General features: G+C 36.6%; 14 protein-coding genes and 1 pseudogene. 8 read left to right on the plus strand and 7 right to left on the minus strand.

Annotation, left to right across the window (positions count from 1 at the left end):
- Positions 1–93: 93 nt before the first annotated feature.
- Positions 94–192: pseudogene (locus ACFI4Z_RS04400) on the minus strand (Y-family DNA polymerase); the annotation flags it as partial.
- Positions 180–593: a LexA family protein gene (locus ACFI4Z_RS04405; protein ID WP_058559405.1), complete on the minus strand. Its 414-nt coding sequence runs from the start codon at positions 591–593 to the stop codon at positions 180–182. The gene ACFI4Z_RS04405 and the pseudogene ACFI4Z_RS04400, both read right to left, overlap by 13 nt.
- A 479-nt stretch (positions 594–1,072) precedes the next feature.
- On the opposite strand from ACFI4Z_RS04405, the gene ACFI4Z_RS04410 reads away from it, so the two are divergent.
- The 3 genes from ACFI4Z_RS04410 (at position 1,073) to ACFI4Z_RS04420 (ending at position 4,714) form a co-directional block, all read left to right on the plus strand.
- Entirely contained in the window at positions 1,073–2,056 is a 984-nt protein-coding gene (locus tag ACFI4Z_RS04410; protein WP_462669496.1) for a patatin-like phospholipase family protein, read from the plus strand.
- Positions 2,057–2,191: 135 nt separating this feature from the next.
- Positions 2,192–3,598: an alanine/glycine:cation symporter family protein gene (locus tag ACFI4Z_RS04415; protein WP_462669497.1), complete on the plus strand. Its 1,407-nt coding sequence runs from the start codon at positions 2,192–2,194 to the stop codon at positions 3,596–3,598.
- 69 nt (positions 3,599–3,667) lie between these two features.
- Positions 3,668–4,714 (plus strand): patatin-like phospholipase family protein, encoded by a 1,047-nt coding sequence (locus ACFI4Z_RS04420; protein ID WP_462669498.1) that lies wholly within the window; start codon positions 3,668–3,670, stop codon positions 4,712–4,714.
- A gap of 123 nt (positions 4,715–4,837) precedes the next feature.
- On the opposite strand, the gene ACFI4Z_RS04425 is transcribed toward ACFI4Z_RS04420, so the two are convergent.
- Positions 4,838–5,401: a lipid-binding SYLF domain-containing protein gene (locus ACFI4Z_RS04425; RefSeq protein ID WP_462669499.1), complete on the minus strand. Its 564-nt coding sequence runs from the start codon at positions 5,399–5,401 to the stop codon at positions 4,838–4,840.
- A 132-nt stretch (positions 5,402–5,533) separates the two neighbouring features.
- On the opposite strand from ACFI4Z_RS04425, the gene ACFI4Z_RS04430 reads away from it, so the two are divergent.
- Positions 5,534–6,745, plus strand: a complete 1,212-nt coding sequence (locus ACFI4Z_RS04430; protein WP_462669500.1) for a tyrosine-type recombinase/integrase — start codon at positions 5,534–5,536, stop codon at positions 6,743–6,745.
- Positions 6,745–7,947, plus strand: coding sequence for a cation:proton antiporter (locus ACFI4Z_RS04435; RefSeq protein ID WP_462669501.1), 1,203 nt, complete (start codon positions 6,745–6,747; stop codon positions 7,945–7,947). The genes ACFI4Z_RS04430 and ACFI4Z_RS04435 overlap by 1 nt, the downstream gene beginning before the upstream one ends.
- Positions 7,948–8,002: 55 nt before the next feature.
- On the opposite strand, the gene ydiJ is transcribed toward ACFI4Z_RS04435, so the two are convergent.
- A complete protein-coding gene (gene ydiJ / locus ACFI4Z_RS04440; protein WP_462669502.1) occupies positions 8,003–11,047 on the minus strand; it encodes a D-2-hydroxyglutarate dehydrogenase YdiJ in 3,045 nt (1,014 codons plus the stop codon).
- A gap of 144 nt (positions 11,048–11,191) precedes the next feature.
- On the opposite strand from ydiJ, the gene ACFI4Z_RS04445 reads away from it, so the two are divergent.
- Positions 11,192–11,401 (plus strand): PGPGW domain-containing protein, encoded by a 210-nt coding sequence (locus ACFI4Z_RS04445; RefSeq protein ID WP_462669503.1) that lies wholly within the window; start codon positions 11,192–11,194, stop codon positions 11,399–11,401.
- A gap of 58 nt (positions 11,402–11,459) precedes the next feature.
- On the opposite strand, the gene ppsA is transcribed toward ACFI4Z_RS04445, so the two are convergent.
- Entirely contained in the window at positions 11,460–13,838 is a 2,379-nt protein-coding gene (gene ppsA, locus ACFI4Z_RS04450) for a phosphoenolpyruvate synthase (RefSeq protein ID WP_462669504.1), read from the minus strand.
- Positions 13,839–13,992: 154 nt separating this feature from the next.
- On the opposite strand from ppsA, the gene ppsR reads away from it, so the two are divergent.
- On the plus strand, positions 13,993–14,802 hold the full coding sequence (gene ppsR, locus ACFI4Z_RS04455; RefSeq protein ID WP_462669505.1) for a posphoenolpyruvate synthetase regulatory kinase/phosphorylase PpsR: 810 nt from the start codon (positions 13,993–13,995) through the stop codon (positions 14,800–14,802).
- A 62-nt stretch (positions 14,803–14,864) separates the two neighbouring features.
- Here ppsR and ACFI4Z_RS04460 read toward each other — a convergent pair whose 3' ends face one another.
- The gene (locus ACFI4Z_RS04460) at positions 14,865–16,214 is read right to left on the minus strand and encodes a class II 3-deoxy-7-phosphoheptulonate synthase (protein WP_099293250.1); all 1,350 of its coding nucleotides are present in this window, start codon (positions 16,212–16,214) and stop codon (positions 14,865–14,867) included.
- 1,330 nt (positions 16,215–17,544) lie between these two features.
- Here ACFI4Z_RS04460 and ACFI4Z_RS04465 point away from each other — a divergent pair.
- On the plus strand, positions 17,545–18,420 hold the full coding sequence (locus tag ACFI4Z_RS04465; RefSeq protein WP_462669506.1) for a DNA replication terminus site-binding protein: 876 nt from the start codon (positions 17,545–17,547) through the stop codon (positions 18,418–18,420).
- Positions 18,421–18,557: 137 nt separating this feature from the next.
- Here ACFI4Z_RS04465 and ACFI4Z_RS04470 read toward each other — a convergent pair whose 3' ends face one another.
- The gene (locus tag ACFI4Z_RS04470) at positions 18,558–19,775 is read right to left on the minus strand and encodes a replication protein A (protein ID WP_394189522.1); all 1,218 of its coding nucleotides are present in this window, start codon (positions 19,773–19,775) and stop codon (positions 18,558–18,560) included.
- Positions 19,776–20,457: the final 682 nt, after the last annotated feature.

Genomic DNA, 20,457 nt, shown 5'->3' on the forward strand with positions numbered 1-20,457 from the left:
AGTTCAATTCATTAAGTATGTCGATAAGATAGTGGGAATTCTCAACTTGTCAAACGTGTATAGTTAGAAAGTGGTAAAAAAGGTGTATAGGTGGTTGTTGGTTAATACAACCACGGGTTTTGTTCTAATCGCAGGGTCAAACACTTTTTCAGCACTGGCATAAAATGACACCGCATCGACTAAGGCATACATTGGTGTAACTCAGGACTTAAACGGTGCAGACGAATTGAGCGCGTGACTACACCTTCTAATTGAAATTCATCATCGGCTGAAAGCTGAACAGGTCCATATGCAGGAGACGCTGACAATAATTGTGCATTTGTTCTATCAAGTAATTTACACACAAATAAGCCATTTAAATTGGCCACAATCACATCACCATTTTTAGCGTCTTCAGCTCTGTCAACTAGCAGTAAATCACCATCAAAAATCCCCACACCTTGCATAGACTCCCCAGAGGCAACACCGATAAACGTGGCATCTGGGTGCTTTATTAATAATTGATCAAGCGATAAGCCTAACTCTTTGTATTGGGCCGCGGGGGATTCAAATCCACACACGCCCGCTTCGATATAAATTGGGATAACACGCATACTAAAACACACTTAACTGTATATTTGTACAGTATAGTGCTTAGCAAGTTAAAATGCCAAGGGTTAGATTAGTATCGCAAGCGTATACCCCTATTTTATTCATATTTTATATTGCTGATCAGAGTGTTAGCTGTATGCAAAAAATTATCAATTTGGTTTTAATCGACCTTTCGGTATATCAACGCGTTACTCATCGATGCACAGTGTATTTATTGCTATGTATTGGCAAGCAAGTGAGCAAAACCAAGCCTGCAATTTTTACACATGACTAAACAAAGTAAGCTGAATTTTTAAAAGTAATCAAATTAAGCAAGCATACATTTAGTCATTGTTATTATGTCTCGTACAAAATAGCTTGATATGTAATAAGTGCTTTATGTTCTATTTTATTAATCAACCTGATTCATACAATCAATTTTAACGTTTAAATGAAATTTATTAAAATTGAGGCATAACCAGCAATACAAAGGAGAAACACAGTGAAACCTCAAGACCATACGACCCAAAAAACTGTAAACAAAATAGCATTGATTGCAGAAGGTGGTGGGCAGCGAGGCATATTTACTGCAGGCGTATTAGACGCCTGGCTGGAACATAATTACGACCCATTCGATCTTTTTATCGGCACATCGGCTGGTTCACAAAACCTCACGAGCTTTTTAGCGCGCCAAAAAGGCTATGCGAAACGTCTTATAAGAGGTTTATCTCGCCATAAACAATTCTTTCAACTTGGCAGAGGGCTTTTTGGTAAAAGTATTGTGGATCTTGATTGGTACTTTGATAAAACGACTGAATTTAACCGTGCTCTAGACTTTAAAACCGCTAAAACAAGTTTAGGTGAAAGAGAACTGTTGATCACAGCAACAAACGCACGCGATAGAAAGCCCTACTTTTTAACCCCAACTGGCGAGGGTAAGCAATGGCGAGACTTACTTAAAGCTTCAAGTGCTTTACCTTTTTTATATAAACAAGGTGTTCGACTAACGCCTTGGTTAGATAAACCCGCTGCAAATGAAGAGTCAGAGTGCAGAGAGTGTACATTTACGGATCAAGATTTCTTTTTAGATGGTGGGCTTGCTGCGCCGTTGCCTGTTAAAGAGGCCTACAATCGTGGTGCACGCAAGATAGTTGTTATTCGCACTGTCGATGCTAGTTTACCGGTGCAATCAGCATGGGTAAATAAACTGAGAACATTTGTGTGTGCATCAGGCTATTGCCCTAAAACCATCGATTATTTATTACAGCATGAACAAGCTTATTTGGATGAACTCAAATTTATTGAAAATCCGCCTGAAGATGTCGAAATAATCCAAATTTTTGCGGATAGTAAATTACACAGCAAATTACTCGGCAGTACTAACAGTGATTTACGAAACGATTATAAATTAGGTATAGCAGCAGGGAATCAATATTTAATTGAGCAATACCAACAAACACAGACACAACAAGCTCTGTACGGTTAACGTTCGTTAATGAACAAAATGTTATACAAAGACCTTGTGTATTTTATAAATAAAGATAAAGTGAATGTAGTTAAGTATTCTTAAATAAAGAATTTATATTCCCTCTTTGTTTCATAAAAATAATAAAGGCAAAGTATGTTCGATTTGATAGTAGGCACCATAAATAACTTTTTGTGGGGTGAAGGGCAGGTACTCATTTACATATTATTGTTTACGGGTATCTGGTTTTCAGTGCGTTTAAAGCTTATTCAAATCTTAAAATTTAAGCACATGTTCTTATTATTGCGCGGTAGCAGTAAGTGCAACAAAGATGATATTAGTTCATTTCAGGCACTTTGCACTGGCTTAAGTGCTCGTGTAGGAACTGGTAACTTAGCTGGTGTTGCCGTTGCTATATCACTTGGTGGCAGTGGTGCAATTTTTTGGATGTGGATGATTGCCATTTTAGGGATGGCCACTGGCTTTGCCGAAAGTGTACTGGGGCAAGTGTACAAAGTACGTGATAGTAATGGCGAATTTAGAGGCGGGCCTGCTTACTATATTCAACAAGGTATTGGCAGCAAAGCACTCGCTATCGCATTCGCTCTATGTTTGTTTTTAGGTTACGGCTTTACATTTAGCGCAATGCAAACTAACACCATAACCGATGCACTTAATTACGCGTTTGAAATTCCAACCTTATATTCAGGTATTGTTATTACTGTGCTTGCGGGGTCAATTATACTCGGTGGGTTTAAAGCAATTGCCCGTTTTGCAGAGCGCGTTGTGCCCATCATGGGCATTGTGTTTGTATTAGCCGCAGTGATAATAACCGTTATAAATATCAGCGAAGTACCTGCAATGCTTAAAGATATCTTTTTATCAGCCTTTGGCTTACAAGAGGCGGGGGCAGGTGCGATGGGTGCAGCTATTAAAAACGGTATACAACGCGGACTTTATTCAAATGAAGCGGGCGCGGGCAGTGTACCCCATGCATCAGCAAGCGCAACACCAATACCAAATCACCCCGTTACTCAAGGTTATATTCAAATGTTAGGGGTATTTTTTGACACCATAGTGCTGTGTAGTTGTACTGCGGTGATCATATTACTAGCAGATATAAATATTAGCGGCGAAATGGAAGGTATACGCCTAACGCAAGAAGCCATGACCGCGCATTTAGCACAAGGCGGCGTGTATTTTGTTGCTGCAGCCATTACTTTATTTGCCTTTACCTCGGTTGTTGCAAACTACGCATATGCTGAAAGTAACCTGCATTTATTTAAACTCGATAACAAACTCGGGCGCGGTATTTATACTTTGTTGTATTTATCAATGATGATGTGGGGCGCATCGGCTACATTAAAAGAAGTATGGTCATTAGCTGATGTAGCACTTGGCTTAATGACTGTAGTTAATGTAATTGCTATTATAATATTAACGCCAACGATATTAGCAGTAACTGCTGATTATAATAAACAAAGGTCGCAAAACGCAGAGCCAGAATTTAACGCGGATAAGGTTAAAATTCAGGGTAAAACAGAAAAAGGCATTTGGCATTAATCCATAATAATAAGTTTTAATTTGCATAACTATGCACTTTAAGCGTTAAAGTAAAAGCTAAGATATTGAATGATTGAGATACATGCAGGCAAAACGGCTGCAAGAATAATAAACGAACAAGGCTTAAAACCTGAGCTATTTACATCATTTTTAGGCGCAAGCGGTGGACCTAAATGGTTTACTTTATTTGGTTTAGATAAATACCTTTTTGGCGATTTTTTTAAAGGTAGAACGCAGCAATTAAACTTAATTGGATCATCTGCCGGTGCTTTTCGTGCAGCCTGTTTTTCACAAAACGACCCAGTAGCGGCCATAACTCGGTTAGCAAAATCATACAGTGAAACTCGTTACTCAACTAATAAACCAACCCCAAAAGAAATAACTCAAAAAGCTCGCGCTTTACTTGAAGAGGTTTTTGGTGATAACGGCGTTGCTGAAATCATTAATAACCCTGTATTTAAATCACATTTTATTGTAGCAAAATCAAATGGTTTGGTTGCAAGTGAGAAAAAATCACTGCAATTATTGGGTTTAACCAAAAGCTATTTGAGTAATCGCGTACATCGCCGATTTTTAACCAAGCAGTATGAGCGTTTTATATATCAAGCGCCAAACAGTGATTTTACTATTGAAGACAGTTATAAATTTAAAACCACACAATTAGATTTAACCACTGATAATTTAAAAGATGCGTTACTCGCATCGGGTTCAATACCCCTTGTAATGCAAGGCATTAAAAATATTGCGGGATCGCCACCCGGTATGTACCGCGACGGTGGAATAATTGATTACCATTTTGACTTGAAAATAAATAACCCAGGTTTAATTTTATATCCGCATTTTAACTCAACACCAAAAGCAGGGTGGTTTGATAAAAGTTTAAAACGTGCAGTCGCCCCTGAAAATTACGACAACGTAGTCATGATTTCACCATCACAAGAATTTGTCGCGGGCTTACCTTACGGAAAAATTCCAGACAGAACCGACTTTACTGATCTCGATGCCGACACACGAATTAAATACTGGCACACAGTATTCAGCGAAACCGAAAAACTAGCCGACGCATTTGATAGAAACCTAAACGTTAACAATAAAAGAATACAATTAATTGAATAGTACAGAAGATTAGATTTATAGTTTATTAACAGCCCATAAATTACGTTATGTTAAATTATGTATTTAAAGTTAAAGTGGGCGTAATTACACGAACTAGCCCACTTTTAGAAGGGTTTTAAAAGCTTAATTTAGCTCGGAATCTAGCCAAAATTTAGTACCTTTTAATACAGCTTGTAATGCAAGGCCATTCTCGGTTAAAGAATACACTGTAACTTGATCTGCAATGGCTTCAGCAGCTATAGCTCCACCTTGATCTTGGTATTTTGCAGCCGCATCGGCATTCCCACCAAAGGCCCAACCATTTTCTATAAACCGATTAATTGCGTCTTGATTATGAAAAACCATAACTACATTAAAATCTTTAACACCTAAGCCAAGCCCTAAACCAGCCTCACCCATATTCATATAAGTTGATTTTCCAGTTAGGTTATTTTTTACCACACCGTAACCACCACCAAAACTGGCAAGTACAACATTTACATTGGCGTTATCAAATACAGCATAACCAGCAGAACCTGCAATTTGCTGTTTAACATCGGGTTTCTGTGTATATAATTTAGCTAATGTATCTGCACGCATGTTTTGTACTAAATTACGTTTTTCATTTGGCGAAGCGCTACCCGTTGTGGCACACCCAGATAAAACTAAAGTTAGGGTAACTAAACTTAAAACAATCAAATTTTTCATATACTTTCCTTGAACACCGGACAATAGCAAAAATAAAACAACAGTATGCACTTTCTTAATGTCCAATACTAGACAGTATCGGACTTAAATATTAAACTGTAACTAATTTATTTTAATAGAAATTAGCTCAATATGCTTGTTGCTTTGGTCGATACATTAAAACAATTACGGTATCAAATTGCTCATCTCGAAGATGATACTCTGCAATCAGAATACCCAGAACTTAACGCCTTTATACAGCAAGTTGGCTTGACTCTGGCTGAATCAAAAGAGGAACTGGTATTTTTATATCAATTTTTATATGTATACGGTCGAAAATCTGAAGCTACATATAATCGGTTTCGTAATGAGCTTGAACGATTTTATTTATGGTCTTGGCTTGTGGCCGAAAAATCAGTTTTCGAATTAAAGCGTGAAGATATTGAGGGTTATGTGGATTTTATGGTTGAGCCCGATTCAGCCTGGACAACTATCTCTGTACAATGGCGTTATAAAGATGAGCAAGGAATACGAAGACTGAATGAAAATTGGCGCCCTTTTATGCGCAAAGAATCAATTGCGAGCCAACAAACATTAGCTGCTATGTTTACTGCACTGAACGTATTTTATAAATTTGCAATTTTAGAAGAAAAAACGTTTGCGAACTTTGTTCCTGTTGTTAAAAAGAATAGTCCATATTTGGTTGTTCAATCGCAGATTAAAATACCAGACACATTAAGTGATATACAATGGGAATATGTTTTTGGCGTTACTCGTGATAAATGTAAACAACAACCTGACTTTGAAAGAAATCTTTTTACTTTAGCCTGTTTAAAAGGATTATATCTACGTATTTCAGAATTATCAGAACGCCCACAATGGTCACCTGTCATGTCACACTTTTGGCAAGATAACGATGGTTTTTGGTTTTTGCGAATAATGGGTAAAGGTAATAAATTGAGAGACGTTACCTTAAGTGAAGATTTTATAGAATACTTAAAACGATATAGGATATACAGAGGATTAACTGCCCTGCCCCGTGTTGATGAATCAGATCCACTTGTTCATAAAATTCGCGGTCAAGGTGGCATGACAGTACGTCAAATCCGTAGGTTGGTACAACAAAGTTTTGATCTTGCAAAGCAATCATTATTAGATGATGGTTTTACGGATGATGCAGAACAATTAGAATCGGCAACTGCACATTGGTTACGTCATACTGGCGCCACCCATGATGCACAAACAAGACCGTTAAAACATTTATCTGAAGATTTAGGTCATGCGAAAATAGCGACAACAGATCAAATATATATTCAAACAAATATAAAAGAGCGTGCGAAATCTGGAATTAAAAGGAAAATTTGATGGAATACTTTGTATTAGCAAGTGTTGGCTTAGCTTTTTTGGCGTATTCAATTTCTATCAGACAGCTGGAAGTAGTTGAAGTAACTGGCCCGATGTTTTTTGTTTTAATAGGGATGCTGATTGCTTTTTTTATCCCTGGCATTTCTGGAGATGCAAAATACTTTAGTGCTGATCTAAGTAAGCTATTACCCTTAATAGAATTGACCTTGAGTATATTTCTATTCACAGATGCTGCAAAAACTAAGCTTTCAGTTTTAAAGCATAGTTTTCAATATCCTAGCCTATTATTATTTTTAGCATTGCCGCTCACATTGTTTTCAGGAATTGCGGTTGCGAGCTTTATGTTTACAGAGCTAACATTAGTCCAAGCTTCGTTGATTGCGATTATTTTAACCCCAACAGATGCGGCATTAAGCAAAGGCATTCTAAATAGTAAGCATGTACCAGAAAAAATACGTGAAGGGATAAATACTGAAAGCGGTTTAAATGATGGTTTATGTGTTCCAGTGTTTTTACTTTTAATGTTATTGGCGCAAGAGCCTACAATATCGATTTCAATTTTATCGGTTGCAGAAATTTTTGCGCGTGAACTTGGTTTAGCAATAATTATTGCTATAACTACCATGAGCGTTTTTATACCTATGATAAAGTTTGCGATGCAACGGCATTATTTTTCAAATAATACTAGTCCGTTTTTAGTAATAGGTATGGTAATAACCATTTTCTCAATTGCGCAAAGTGTTCACAGTAGCGGATTTATAGCGGTGTTTGTGTCGGGTTTGATTTTCGATAGATTTACAGAGCAAGGCTTAAGAGAAAAGCTTGTTGAAGACAGCGAACATATTGCAGACTTCGTCAGTTTGCTAATTTGGTGCTTATTTGGTTTTGTGTGTAGTTATATTGTTATTCCAAATTTAAATTGGCAAGTAGCGATGTTTGCAATGTTGAGTGTAACCATTTTACGAATTATACCGGTGATGCTAAGTTTGCAATTTACCAAGTTAAAAATAAAAGAGCGATTTACTTTTGCTTGGTTTGGCCCGCGAGGTTTAGCGTCGATCGTTTTTACTATGATGGTGATTGATACACAAATTGAAAATAAGTTTCAGGTTGCTACTATTGCGATGACAACAATTTTATTGAGTGTGTTTATTCATGGTATGAGTACTAAACCAATTGCTGAAAGCTATTCTAGTAAATGAAATTAAAATTAAAAGGCGGTAAGTAAACCTTATCGCCTTTGAAAATTAAAAATATTTAAAGTATTTTGGCAAGTAACTCAATGGGGTGCTTGGGTTTAAATTTTTCGTAGCGCTTTACCTGACTACGACATGAAAAACCAGTTGCCAGTAATTGCTCTGGCTTATGTTTATTTACAACAGCCTGCCAACTCATATTATAAAGAGCACGTGAGTTTTCTTGATTTTGTACTTCGTGACCATAGGTGCCGGCCATTCCGCAACAACCCGTTGCCGTTGTATTTAATTGCAAACCTAGATCAGAAAAAATGGTTCGCCATACAGTTGCTGCACTTGGCATTGCTGTTGTTTCAGTACAATGACTTAACAGTGTAAAATTAGTTTCATTTTTTATTTTATCAGCGAATGGTTTGAATGATTCTTTAGCCAGCCATTCATGAGCAAGTACTACCTCAAACTCACCTCTATCATCACCCAAAATAGAGTTATACTCATCTCGGTAACACATTACTAATGAGGCATCTAAACCGACAAGAGGCGCATTTATTTCTGAAAGTGAATTCAAAAATTGTGCTGCATTTTTTGCAGTTGTTTTAAACTCACTTAAAAAACCTTTAACGTGTTGTGGTTTTCCATTTGGTTTAAACGGTAACAGAATAGGTTTTTTACCAAGTGCAGTAATCACTTTTATAAAGCTTTCGACTAGCTCAGCTTCGTAAAAACTAGTGAATGGATCTTGTACAATTAATACATACTCACTTTGTTTTTCTGCACTAAGCGTAGATAACTTTTCAAAATTAAATCTATGTTCTTTGTTTATGCGTTTGTCTAAACGAGGTGAGCTTAAAGTGGGTGTATCAACATACCCGACAGTTTTTTCAATTAACTTTGATACAATTTTAGTATTCACAATCGGATTTATTACACTTGAAAACTTAGCCATAACAGGTGCGCTATTTTCAATATTTCCAACCAAATAATCTTTTAATGGACGGGCGTAATAACTATGATAATAATTTAAAAAACGCGATCTAAAAGTGGGAACATCTACTTTTATCGGGCAAGCTGTTGTACATGCTTTACAGGCTAGGCATTCATCCATTGACTCTTTTACTTCATGAGAAAAGTCATACACGCCTTTGCTTTTATCTCGGCTGTGCTGATAGCGTTCCCACCAAGTAATAATTTCTCCTTGGTTAAGTTGTTTTTCAACTTCAAGTAAATCAATATTTTTAGATTCTTGTAAACGTAACCATTCACGCATAAGACCCGCACGGCCTTTTGGTGAGTAACGGCGATCTCCTGTTACTTTATAGGAAGGACACATTGGTGAGTTTTGATCATAATTAAAGCAAATACCGTTACCGTTACAGGTCATTGCATTGTTAAAACTGGTTTTAACATCAATAGATATTTGCTTATCAAACCAAGATCGTTTTTGACCATCAACACTTACAAGTGAGTCTTCACTTTCTATAGGAGTGCATATTTTACCGGGGTTTATTCTGTTTCTTGGATCAAAAGCTGATTTTATAATACGTAATTGATTAAATAAGTGTTCGCCAAAAAACTCAGGGCCGTATTCACTTCGATAGCCTTTACCATGCTCTCCCCACATTAGGCCACCGTATTTAGCAGTAAGTTTTACAACCTTATCGGAGATCACACGTAAAAGTTTTTCTTGCTCTGGATCACACATATCAAGTGCGGGCCTAACGTGTAGAACCCCCGCATCAACATGACCAAACATCCCATATTGTAAGTTATGACTATCAAGCAAAGCTCTAAACTCAACTATAAAATCAGCTAAGTTCTCTGGTGGTACCGCTGTATCTTCAGCAAAGGCTAATGGCTTTTGCGAACCTTTAACATTACCAAGCAAACCAACTGATTTTTTACGCATGCCGTAAATTTTTAAAATATCGGACTTATCACTGGTCAGTTGATATCCAATAACACCATTTTTTTGATGTTGAACACATTCATCCAATAAACGACACAAGGTGTCTACTTTATCTTTGATATCTTCAGGTGAGACGGCATTAAACTCAACCATGTTGAGCCCTTGCATATCTTTATTTTCAACATCGGTTATTAAGTCCGATACTGAGTGCCATACTATATCTTGACGGGCTAAGTTAAGTACTTTGCTATCTACAGTTTCAACTGATGTAGCGCGCGCATCAACTAAAAAAGGTGAATGGCGAAGTGCTGAATCAAAACTATCGTATTTTATATTGATTAGCGTTTTAAACTCAGCAATAGGTGTAATGTTTAATTTAGCTTCAGTAACTATGCCAAGAGATCCTTCTGAACCTGTTATTAAACGGCTCATGTCAAATGTAAGTAAGTCATCACTTAGTACATGTTCTAGGTCATAGCCAGTTAAAAATCGATTAAGGCGAGGAAACTTATCTAATATTGCGTCGCGATTATTTAAAGCTACATCAAGTACAGTTGAGTATAAATTACCAATAACAGTGTCTTGCTCAGCAATCAGTTGAGCTTTATCAATATCAATTGGCGTGGTCGACATTTTAGTACCATCAACTAAATACGTTGTTAACCCTAAAACATGATCGCTGGTTTTACCGTATACAAGTGAGCCTTGGCCTGAAGCATCTGTATTAACCATGCCGCCAATTGTTGCTCGATTACTTGTTGATAAGTCTGGAGCAAAAAAGAAACCATAAGGTCGTAAAAAGTCATTTAACTGATCTTTTATAACACCGGTTTGTACGCGTACCCAACCTTCTTCGGCATTTATTTCTAATATCTCACGCATATAACGTGATAAATCGACAACAATCCCTGGCGTTAATGACTGCCCGTTTGTGCCTGTACCACCACCGCGCGGGCCAAAAGTTAACGATAAATAGGGATCATGTGATGCGGTTTGCAGCGCTATTTGAATATCTTTTTCAGTTTTTGGAAAAATAATACCTTGCGGTACTTGTTGGTAGATACTGTTATCAGTAGCAGCAGTTAAACGTGAAGCATAACTGGCATCAGTATCACCAGTAAAACCTTGTTTAGTTATTGTTTTTAGGTAAGTTGCGACTAAATCAGTCGCGGCATCTTGTTGACTTATAGTTGCTATCATGACGGTGATAAATTAAGACATTTGTTTAATTATATCATGCTAACATTCAAAATAAGTTGAAGATTTTACAGTTTGTAACACTCTTTTTATCGTATTTGGGTGATGATTAATTATACTGGTTATAATGCTAATCTGGAGGTTACGATGAAAAAGTGTTTATTAATAATTGTTGGTAGTCTCTGTATGATTTTGGGACTAATTTTTGCGGTTGTGCCAGGTCCTTCTTTGATATTTTTTATTGCTGGGTTATTTTGTTTTTCGTTTTACTACCCTAAAGCCCGTCATTACTTGGGCCTATGTCAAAAGGCGTTATCTAAATCTTGCGCTTTTTTAGATAAAAAATTTGCTAGATAATGTAAATACCAAGAATAAAAATGCCAGCGTAAACGCTGGCATTTTCAATAGTAAGTAATTATTTACTTTCTAATTTTTTAGCAAGGTATAACCAAGTTTCGAGTACTGTATCCGGGTTAAGTGACACAGAGTCTATGCCCTGCTCTACTAACCAAGCTGCAAAATCTTCATGATCTGAAGGACCTTGGCCACAAATACCTACATACTTGCCTTTAGCTTTTGCTGTTTGAATAGCCATTGATAATAGCTTTTTAATAGCTGGGTTGCGTTCATCAAATAAATGAGCAATTAATCCAGAGTCACGGTCAAGACCTAGTGTTAACTGTGTTAGGTCATTTGAACCGATTGAAAAGCCATCAAAGTATTCTAAAAACTCTTCTGCTAATAAGGCATTTGAAGGAAGCTCACACATCATTATTACTTTTAAGCCATTTTCGCCACGTTTAAGGCCATGCTCTTCAAGTAGTTCAATGACACGTTTACCTTCTTCAAGTGTACGTACAAATGGGATCATGATCTCAATGTTGGTCATATCCATCTGATTGCGAACACGTTTTATAGCTTCACATTCTAGTGCAAAACAGTCACGGAAATCTTCCGAAATGTAGCGAGCAGCTCCACGGAAACCGATCATTGGATTTTCTTCTTCCGGTTCGTATTGCTGACCACCAACTAAGTTAGCATATTCGTTTGATTTAAAATCAGACATACGAACGATTACGCGCTCAGGTGCAAATGCACAACCTAGTGTAGAAATACCTTCAACTAACTTCGAAATATAAAACTCTACTGGCGAATCATAGCCAGCAATCATATCAGTGATTTCGTCTTTTAATGCATCAGTTTGAGCATCAAAGTTTAATAGTGCTTTAGGATGAACACCAATCATGCGATTAATAATAAACTCAACACGGGCCAAACCAACACCTGCGTGTGGTAGACGTGCAAAATCAAATGCACGATCAGGATTACCCACATTCATCATAACTTTCATTGGTAATTCTGGCATTTTATCAACACGAGAGGTCAGGATTTCGAAATCTAAAATACCTTCGTAGATAAAACCAGTATCGCCCTCGGCACAAGAAACAGTGACTTCTTGACCCGCTGTGATTAAGTCAGTTGCATTACCACAACCAACAACAGCTGGAATACCGAGTTCACGCGCAATAATCGCAGCGTGACATGTACGACCACCACGATTAGTTACAATCGCTGCAGCACGTTTCATGATTGGTTCCCAATCAGGGTCTGTCATATCAGTAACTAATATATCGCCAACCTGTACTTGGTCCATTTCAGCAATTGAATTAAGTACGCGAACAGTACCAGAACCAATTTTGTGACCAATAGCGCGACCTTCAACAACAACGTTGCTTGTGCCGTTTAATTGAAAGCGCTCCATTACGTTTGTATCTTCGTTAGAACGAACAGTTTCTGGGCGTGCTTGTACAATATAAAGTTTGCCGTCGTTACCGTCTTTAGCCCACTCGATGTCCATCGCGCGGCCATAGTGTTTTTCAATGATCACAGCTTGCTTAGCAAGTTCTTCTACTTCAGCGTCTGATATTGAGAATTTGTTAGAAAGTGCGTTATCAACATCTACAATTTCAACTTGTTTGCCATGAGCTTCGTCTGCTGAATAGATCATTTGAATTGCTTTAGAGCCGATATTACGACGAACAACTGAAGGCTTACCCTTTGCAAGAGTTGGTTTGTGTACATAGAATTCGTCTGGGTTAACAGCGCCCTGTACAACCATTTCACCTAAGCCGTAGCTTGATGTTACAAATACTACATCTTCAAAACCAGACTCAGTATCAATACTAAACATTACGCCTGACGATGATTTATCAGAACGAACCATGCGTTGAATACCAGCAGATAACGCAACGCCTCGGTGATCATAGCCCTGGTGAACACGGTAAGAAATTGCGCGGTCATTAAATAATGAGGCAAAAACATGTTTTATGGCGACCATTACTGAGTCAATACCACGAACATTTAGAAAAGTTTCTTGCTGGCCTGCAAAAGAAGCGTCTGGCATATCTTCGGCAGTTGCAGATGAACGAACTGCAAATGAAACGTCGGCTGCTTCATCACCATGTAATTCGCTGTATGCTTCGCGGATTGCTTGGTCTAAATTAGGCTGGAATGGTGTGTCGATTATCCATTGACGGATATCTGCACCAACTTGGGCGAGTGTGTTTACATCATCTACATCGAGTGTGTCTAGGATGTCATGAATTTTTGCATTGAGTCCTGATTGCTCTAAAAACTCATTAAATGCATCAGCAGTTGTTGCGAAGCCACCTGGGACTTGAACACCAGCGTTTGCTAGGTTTGAAATCATTTCACCGAGTGAGGCATTTTTACCACCAACACGAGGAACATCTTGCATACCAAGCTCTTGATACCAGAGAACGTATTCTTGCACGGGATCTTTCTCCAAAAAACAAATTGTAGTATTAACTGTGAGAGTTAAGAAAGAAAACCTTCTAAAAAGGTCACCTTCATTCTACACTGGCAACAGTCCATACGTAAACCGTATGAAGCCCCAATTTACGTGAATAGGTAATAAAAAGGTTAATATGAGAACTGCATTTTATATTTCTGATGGCACAGCCATTACTTCTGAGGTTTTTGGTCATGCAACATTGTCGCTTTTCCCAGTTGAATTTAATCATAAAACAATCCCATTTGTTGAAACTGAAACTAAGGCGCAAGAAGTAAAGGAGTTAATAAACAGTACAGCACAACGTGATGGTGAGCAGCCTTTTGTTTTTTATACATTCGTTAATCACGAACTAAGTGAAATTATTAATTCATCTTGCGCTGTTTGCTACGATTTTTTATCAACCTACAGCGAAAAAATAGAACAAGAGCTTGCAGTGGCGCCAGTTCCCAAAGTACACCGCACTCATTCTATGCATGAAAAAAACTATGACTTTAGAATTGACGCTGTTAATTACTCTTTAACTAATGATGATGGCGCGAATATTAAGAATTATGCAGAAGCAGACATCATTTTAGTAGGCGTTAGCCGAAGTGGTAAAACCCCAACTAGTTTATATCTTGCGCTACAGTATGGAATAAAAGCAGCCAACTACCCATTAACTGAAGATGATTTAGAAACGGGTAAGCTTCCAGAATGTTTGATGCCTTATAAGCATAAACTTTTTGGCTTGACTATTGACCCTGTTAGGCTTGCTGACATTAGACAGCGCAGAATGGCAAACTCAAAATACGCTTCACTTAAACAGTGTCGTATTGAGGTTCGTGAAGTTGAGATGCTTTACAAGAAATACAAGTTATCATACCTAAACTCAACAAATCACTCAGTGGAAGAAATATCTGCCAAAATTATATCCGATACTAACCTTGAGCGACGTAAGTACTAACTCAGTAGGTTCTAAACATAAAAAAGCCACTGATCAGTGGCTTTATGTATTAACGATTTTACTTACTTTCGTGCATCTTTAAGCAAGTCAGCAACTAAGAAGCCGAGCTCTAATACTTGGTCAGCATTTAAACGAGGGTCACATTGTGTACGATAACGTTGTGCTAAGTCGTCATCTGATAGACCATAAGCACCGCCGGTACATTCAGTAACGTGTTGGCCAGTCATTTCAAGATGTACACCACCGGCATAAGAACCTTCTGATTTATGAACAGCAAAAAACTGGCTTATTTCACGTAAAATATTATCAAAGCTTCTAGTTTTATACCCTGAGGTTGCCTTCTCAGTATTACCGTGCATTGGATCTGAACTCCAGATTACCTTACGGCCTTCTTGTTGAACTCGACGAACAAGCGCAGGTAGTTTTTCTGGTAATACATCAGCACCCATACGCGTAATTAAAGTTAGCCGGCCTGGTATGTTATCTGGGTTTACAGCATCAATTAAACGGATAAGTTCATCTGGCTCCATACCTGGGCCAACTTTGACACCTATTGGGTTTTTAATACCTTTAAAGAATTCAATATGGGCGTGATCTAATTGACGTGTGCGCTCACCAATCCAAACAAAATGAGCAGAGCAGTCATACCAGTCACCTGATAAATGATCTCGACGCGTTAGTGCTTCTTCATACCCAAGAAGTAATGCTTCGTGTGAAGTATATAAAGAAGTTTCTTTTAAACTTGGTGCTATAGAAGAGTTAATTCCACATACTTCCATGAACTCAAGAGCATCTTGAATTCTATCTGCTAATTGTTGATATTTTTCTCTTAGCGGATTCGCAGCCACAAAGCCCATATTCCAGCGGTTGACCTGATGTAAATCTGCTAAGCCACCTTGTGCAAATGCTCTTAATAAATTTAAAGTAGCGGCACTGTGGTGATATGCAGTCATCAAACGTTGCGGATCGGGTATACGAGCTTCTTCGGTAAACTCGAAGTTATTAATTATATCGCCACGGTATGAAGGAAGTGAGACACCGTCAATTGTTTCTAAATCTGCAGAACGTGGCTTTGCGTATTGGCCAGCCATGCGAGCGATTTTAACAACTGGACATTTTCCGCCATAAGTAAGTACAACAGCCATTTGAAGTAGTGTTTTAAATGTATCGCGAATATTTGCTGCATTAAAATCACTAAATGATTCTGCACAATCTCCGCCTTGGAGTAAAAAAGCCTTTCCTTCGCACACATCTTCAAGTTGTTTAAATAGACTACGTGTTTCTTCAGCAAATACCAGTGGTGGTGCACTGTTTAACTGACTCTCTACGGTTTTAAGCGCATCTTGATCTGGGTACTGTGGTTGCTGGACTATTGGGTGTTCCCTCCAGCTATTTGGATTCCACGACTGCATAATATTTCCTCATTCCTACTATTACCTGATACAAAGAAATTAACGTATGCAGCCCCCCTGTTCAAGGACTATATTCGCGTATTATCAATTATTTAGTTATGACATAAATTAAAAGTTTGTTTTGTATATCAATTTAGATATGTATTGCGATTTTAAAACAAAAATAAAACCATTAAGTTATTGATATAATTATATTAAGGAATAAATATAACCCATTTACAACTATTGTTAGAGAGATGACTGTATGAATAACAACTAAAGAACACATCATACTATTTGGCATTGTAAGTGTAATCTCAGCTTTACAGTGTTAATTATAAAAATTTAAACCGACATGGAAATGTGTTGCTTCTTGTGCTAAATGGAGGCGTTTAATGTGTTGCAATGAGTAAAATGTCTTCAAGTTAGATTAATCAAAATTTGATGCAGCCCTGCAATTTAAGATGATAATTTACCATGAATAACTAATGTTCACTGTACTTCAGTGATTAAACTTATGAATACACAAAGGCAGTGTTTTAAAGTTTCGTTAATGCTCCCTTTTAAACATGTTTTAAAATTACATCATTAGCATTAGCTATCCAGAATACTATATTTATTCAAAGTTAGCAGGTGAAGCATTGCTTAAGTGTAATTGGGCATTTTTTGGATTCTAGACACCCCTATAAAATTGAATACCTCAGTATTCGGATGTTGATTATGTACGCCTTATTATTCAAATATTAATTAAGCGTAATATCTTTCAAGCTCGACACCATAACCTTACCCTCAGGAAGGTATTAATAGACAGAGTCAAATGAACTTTTTATCCTTCAACCTATCCACTTTGAGTTAAAAACCATCGCATTTACAATTTTATATAACAATCAAAGAATGTTATAAAGTAGCTCACACAGTACTAGTTCGTTACTAGCGCCCAAATCAGCAATCTAAAATACGCGATGTCTTACCGCGTTTAATATTGAAAAGCTTGCCCCAATTATGCTTTAAGCTTATGTTGTCGCACAACCTGATCAGCGCGATTTACTAAATCAGTGTTTATCTAGGGCCTAGTATATTTGCCTCTGCAGGTTAAAAAAAGCTTTAATTCATTTTCGAGCGACTTAGCATTTACAGCACTTTTACACCACACCTACTGAAAGTAATAAACCACCTTAAGCACTGCAGCTTTAATAAATATCTAACTAACCACACTAAGAACACATCATACATATAGTAACTGATAATTTAATCTTAGCAAAAAAGTTACTTATGATAAGAGTAAAACAAAGGATACGAAAGATTCTAAAAAGTGGTATCATATTGTAACAATTAAGTATGATGTGTTCTCATGGCCTCTAAAATACAAATACGCAGTCAGTTTGATTTGCTAAATGATCTAACTAATTTATTTATAGAAGATTTGAAAGAATGTGAATATTCAAAAGCTGAATTTTATCAGCTACCCGAAACAGAAAGTAGTGATGAAAAGATAGTTCCACACAGTATTGAAGTGACCAAACAAACAGGTGAAATTGCGCATAGGTCAATTTTAAATTCTTTTACTGATATATATAAAAAGTCAGGGTTTAGTTCTCGCGTTCTTAAACGACATCCTGGATTGTTAGTATTAAAGAATACGAATAAAGAAAACCTTATTGCACGTATTCAACAGTTAAATAAAGCAAAAGCAGCTTTTAAAGAGTGTATATTATCGATTGATAATAATGATGCTCGTTTTGAAGCAGTTCATAATGCAGTTCCAAACTTAATTACACTTGCGGCATACAGAAAGATTCATTTTGAACATGAGTCCCCTTTCTCAGTTCGTTTTACTTGGATGCACAAGCATTCAACTAAAACATTAACAAAAAAAATGGCTTTAGCGATGCTTGAAAAATCAGCCGGCTATTCTAATCCAAGGATGATCGATCAACATAGTTGGCAGACACTTGTTGCCCAAGAGCAAGTTCGCGTTGCAAGTTTGGGGGATAAAGAAAAACTGAGAATTCGCAGGCCAACTAGAGTAAGTCCGCAGGTAAATGTTAGATACACTGCACAAAATAGATATCATGTCAGTGCAGCGTTACCTTTTATTCTAATAAACCCAGAGCCAGATGTTAAACTCGGCACTTTGCCAAATTATATAAAACCTCAAAGTCATCCAAGAAAGAAAGAGTATGATTTTTTAGTGGATAGACTGTACTTAGAGCAAGTCACAGATTGATCAATTGCTATTTCACACTTAGCATTATGTTAAATAATGCTTTATTTTAATTTTATATAACTAGTATGTTTACTGAAAAAAGTGATTCCCTTTGCTAATACAAAAAAGCCTTTAGTAAAAACTAAAGGCTTTAATAATTAATTATCTTCGACTATTTCTTCTATTTTATCTTCATCGATCAACACTGCATTTTCAACAATTCGCTTACCGCCTTGGATCTCAATACGCTTGTTTTGTTTATTAAGCGTAAGAATCTCATCGCAGAACTGATCTGAAGGATGCATCTCATAGGTGTAATCAATAATATTACCGGTTTTATCATCTTTAACATTAGTAATACTGTATTCTGAAATTGCGCCTTTTTCGATTAAATCTTTCATGGTGGTCGTCATATCACGACGTAATGCTTTTAGTTTATTTTCAGTGATATCATCAGTTGAATAAATCGAACCATATTTTTCCATAATCGATAACAATCTAAAATGATAGGTTTTTCCTGGAGCAGCATATCGCCAAAGGTGATATAAACGTAACATCATCCACCGCGACAAACCGCGTTTTAATTCTTGAGCACTATTAAAGTAATAACCTTTGTACTCTAAATTATCAATCATGTTATGAACAAATGCGTTAAGACATGCAACACATTTAACATTACCGCCCTGCCCTTTTTTACCACTGAAATGTAATGATGATAAAAAGTTCATATTAGATTCGTAAAATGAATCATCGATATCTGTATTTTTTGTATCCGTTGCAGAATATTTAAATGATAGTTTAGAACCTTGTAATGCTTCTAATGCTTCTTTGATTTGTGGATACGGCATTGACTGGCCAACAGCTTTAAGTTCTTGCGCCAACTCATTCATCGAAAAAACGACTGCGTATTGAATACCAGACTTAAAATTGATTTTTACAATTTTACCTTTAGAGGCTAACCGAATAAGTGCACGTTCAACTTTTTCTTCACGATCAGATGGCCAAACTAAATACTCAACATCTTCACCATCTTTTCGAGAACTTACCACTGCTGGAGTTATTTTAATCTCACCGTCGTATAAAATGCCATCTACTTTCTCAGATATTTTACGAGTAATAATGGTTTTTTTCGGTGCTTCTTCTAATGGCAATTTTTTATGGCCAGAACGAACAAATCGTCCCCATAAATCATAATGATTAAAAGTATTAGAATAAGCACGTAATCCGTGGGCCGCATTTTCAATTGAAATACGAACATCTTTATTATCTGTAAATAAAGCTAAACTTTCATTATCGATTGCACTTTCCACCCCGTGGATTTGTCCCCGTAATGTATCGGGTAAGTTATCTACCGAGATGTTGACCTTTCGGCTCATTGTTCTTATTTCCAAATTTTTTTGCGACAGCTAATAACAACACATATAAAGCTAAAAGTTAAATGTTTAAGTTAGTATAAACTTGATCTGGGTTTAAAATAAATTTTCAGATCACTATTTTACTAAGCTAGTTTTATTTTACTGGTTTGAGATCATATTTTTACTAAGCGACCACTTATAAACCGAATTTTTACTAACTCCAAGTGTATCTATGTCACTTAAAAACTTTATTTTAGTTAAATTTACACGACAAAATAGAGATAATTTAAACAGCCCTGTGTATAAACATGTTCTGAGTTAGCATAGATCTGATCTGTACTTACTATAGATCAGATCTATACTAATTTACTTACTACATTTACATAGCTTGAAGTGTATAACTTTCTATTTTACTTAGTAAAAATCGGATCTTAAGCATTAAAAATGTGTATAATACTGTGCTTAATATGTGCATAACTTCAAAGTTAAAAAGTAGCTTAGTATTATCGTGATCTGGTAGTTATAAGAGATCTGATCTTAACGTAGTATAAACATGATCCAATATTTTACCTTTTATTCATTAATATCATATATTTATACCACCTTTTTTATTTCTTATCCTTTATTACCTTATACTTTAACCATACTTAAACTTCTTTATTTATACTAAGCAACTTTAAATCTATAAACTAATTTTTTATGT

Source organism: Pseudoalteromonas sp. RWi3 (assembly GCF_054960735.1).

Bases quoted from the DNA above. Each gene is read 5' to 3' on its own strand.
- ACFI4Z_RS04405 (WP_058559405.1), bottom strand. From the start codon at position 593: ATGCGTGTTATCCCAATTTATATCGAAGCGGGCGTGTGTGGATTTGAA.
- ppsR (WP_462669505.1), top strand. From the start codon at position 13,993: ATGAGAACTGCATTTTATATTTCTGATGGCACAGCCATTACTTCTGAG.
- ACFI4Z_RS04420 (WP_462669498.1), top strand. From the start codon at position 3,668: ATGATTGAGATACATGCAGGCAAAACGGCTGCAAGAATAATAAACGAA.
- ACFI4Z_RS04435 (WP_462669501.1), top strand. From the start codon at position 6,745: ATGGAATACTTTGTATTAGCAAGTGTTGGCTTAGCTTTTTTGGCGTAT.
- ACFI4Z_RS04460 (WP_099293250.1), bottom strand. From the start codon at position 16,214: ATGCAGTCGTGGAATCCAAATAGCTGGAGGGAACACCCAATAGTCCAG.
- ACFI4Z_RS04415 (WP_462669497.1), top strand. From the start codon at position 2,192: ATGTTCGATTTGATAGTAGGCACCATAAATAACTTTTTGTGGGGTGAA.
- ACFI4Z_RS04465 (WP_462669506.1), top strand. From the start codon at position 17,545: ATGGCCTCTAAAATACAAATACGCAGTCAGTTTGATTTGCTAAATGAT.
- ACFI4Z_RS04425 (WP_462669499.1), bottom strand. From the start codon at position 5,401: ATGAAAAATTTGATTGTTTTAAGTTTAGTTACCCTAACTTTAGTTTTA.
- ydiJ (WP_462669502.1), bottom strand. From the start codon at position 11,047: ATGATAGCAACTATAAGTCAACAAGATGCCGCGACTGATTTAGTCGCA.
- ACFI4Z_RS04430 (WP_462669500.1), top strand. From the start codon at position 5,534: ATGCTTGTTGCTTTGGTCGATACATTAAAACAATTACGGTATCAAATT.
- ACFI4Z_RS04445 (WP_462669503.1), top strand. From the start codon at position 11,192: ATGAAAAAGTGTTTATTAATAATTGTTGGTAGTCTCTGTATGATTTTG.
- ACFI4Z_RS04470 (WP_394189522.1), bottom strand. From the start codon at position 19,775: ATGAGCCGAAAGGTCAACATCTCGGTAGATAACTTACCCGATACATTA.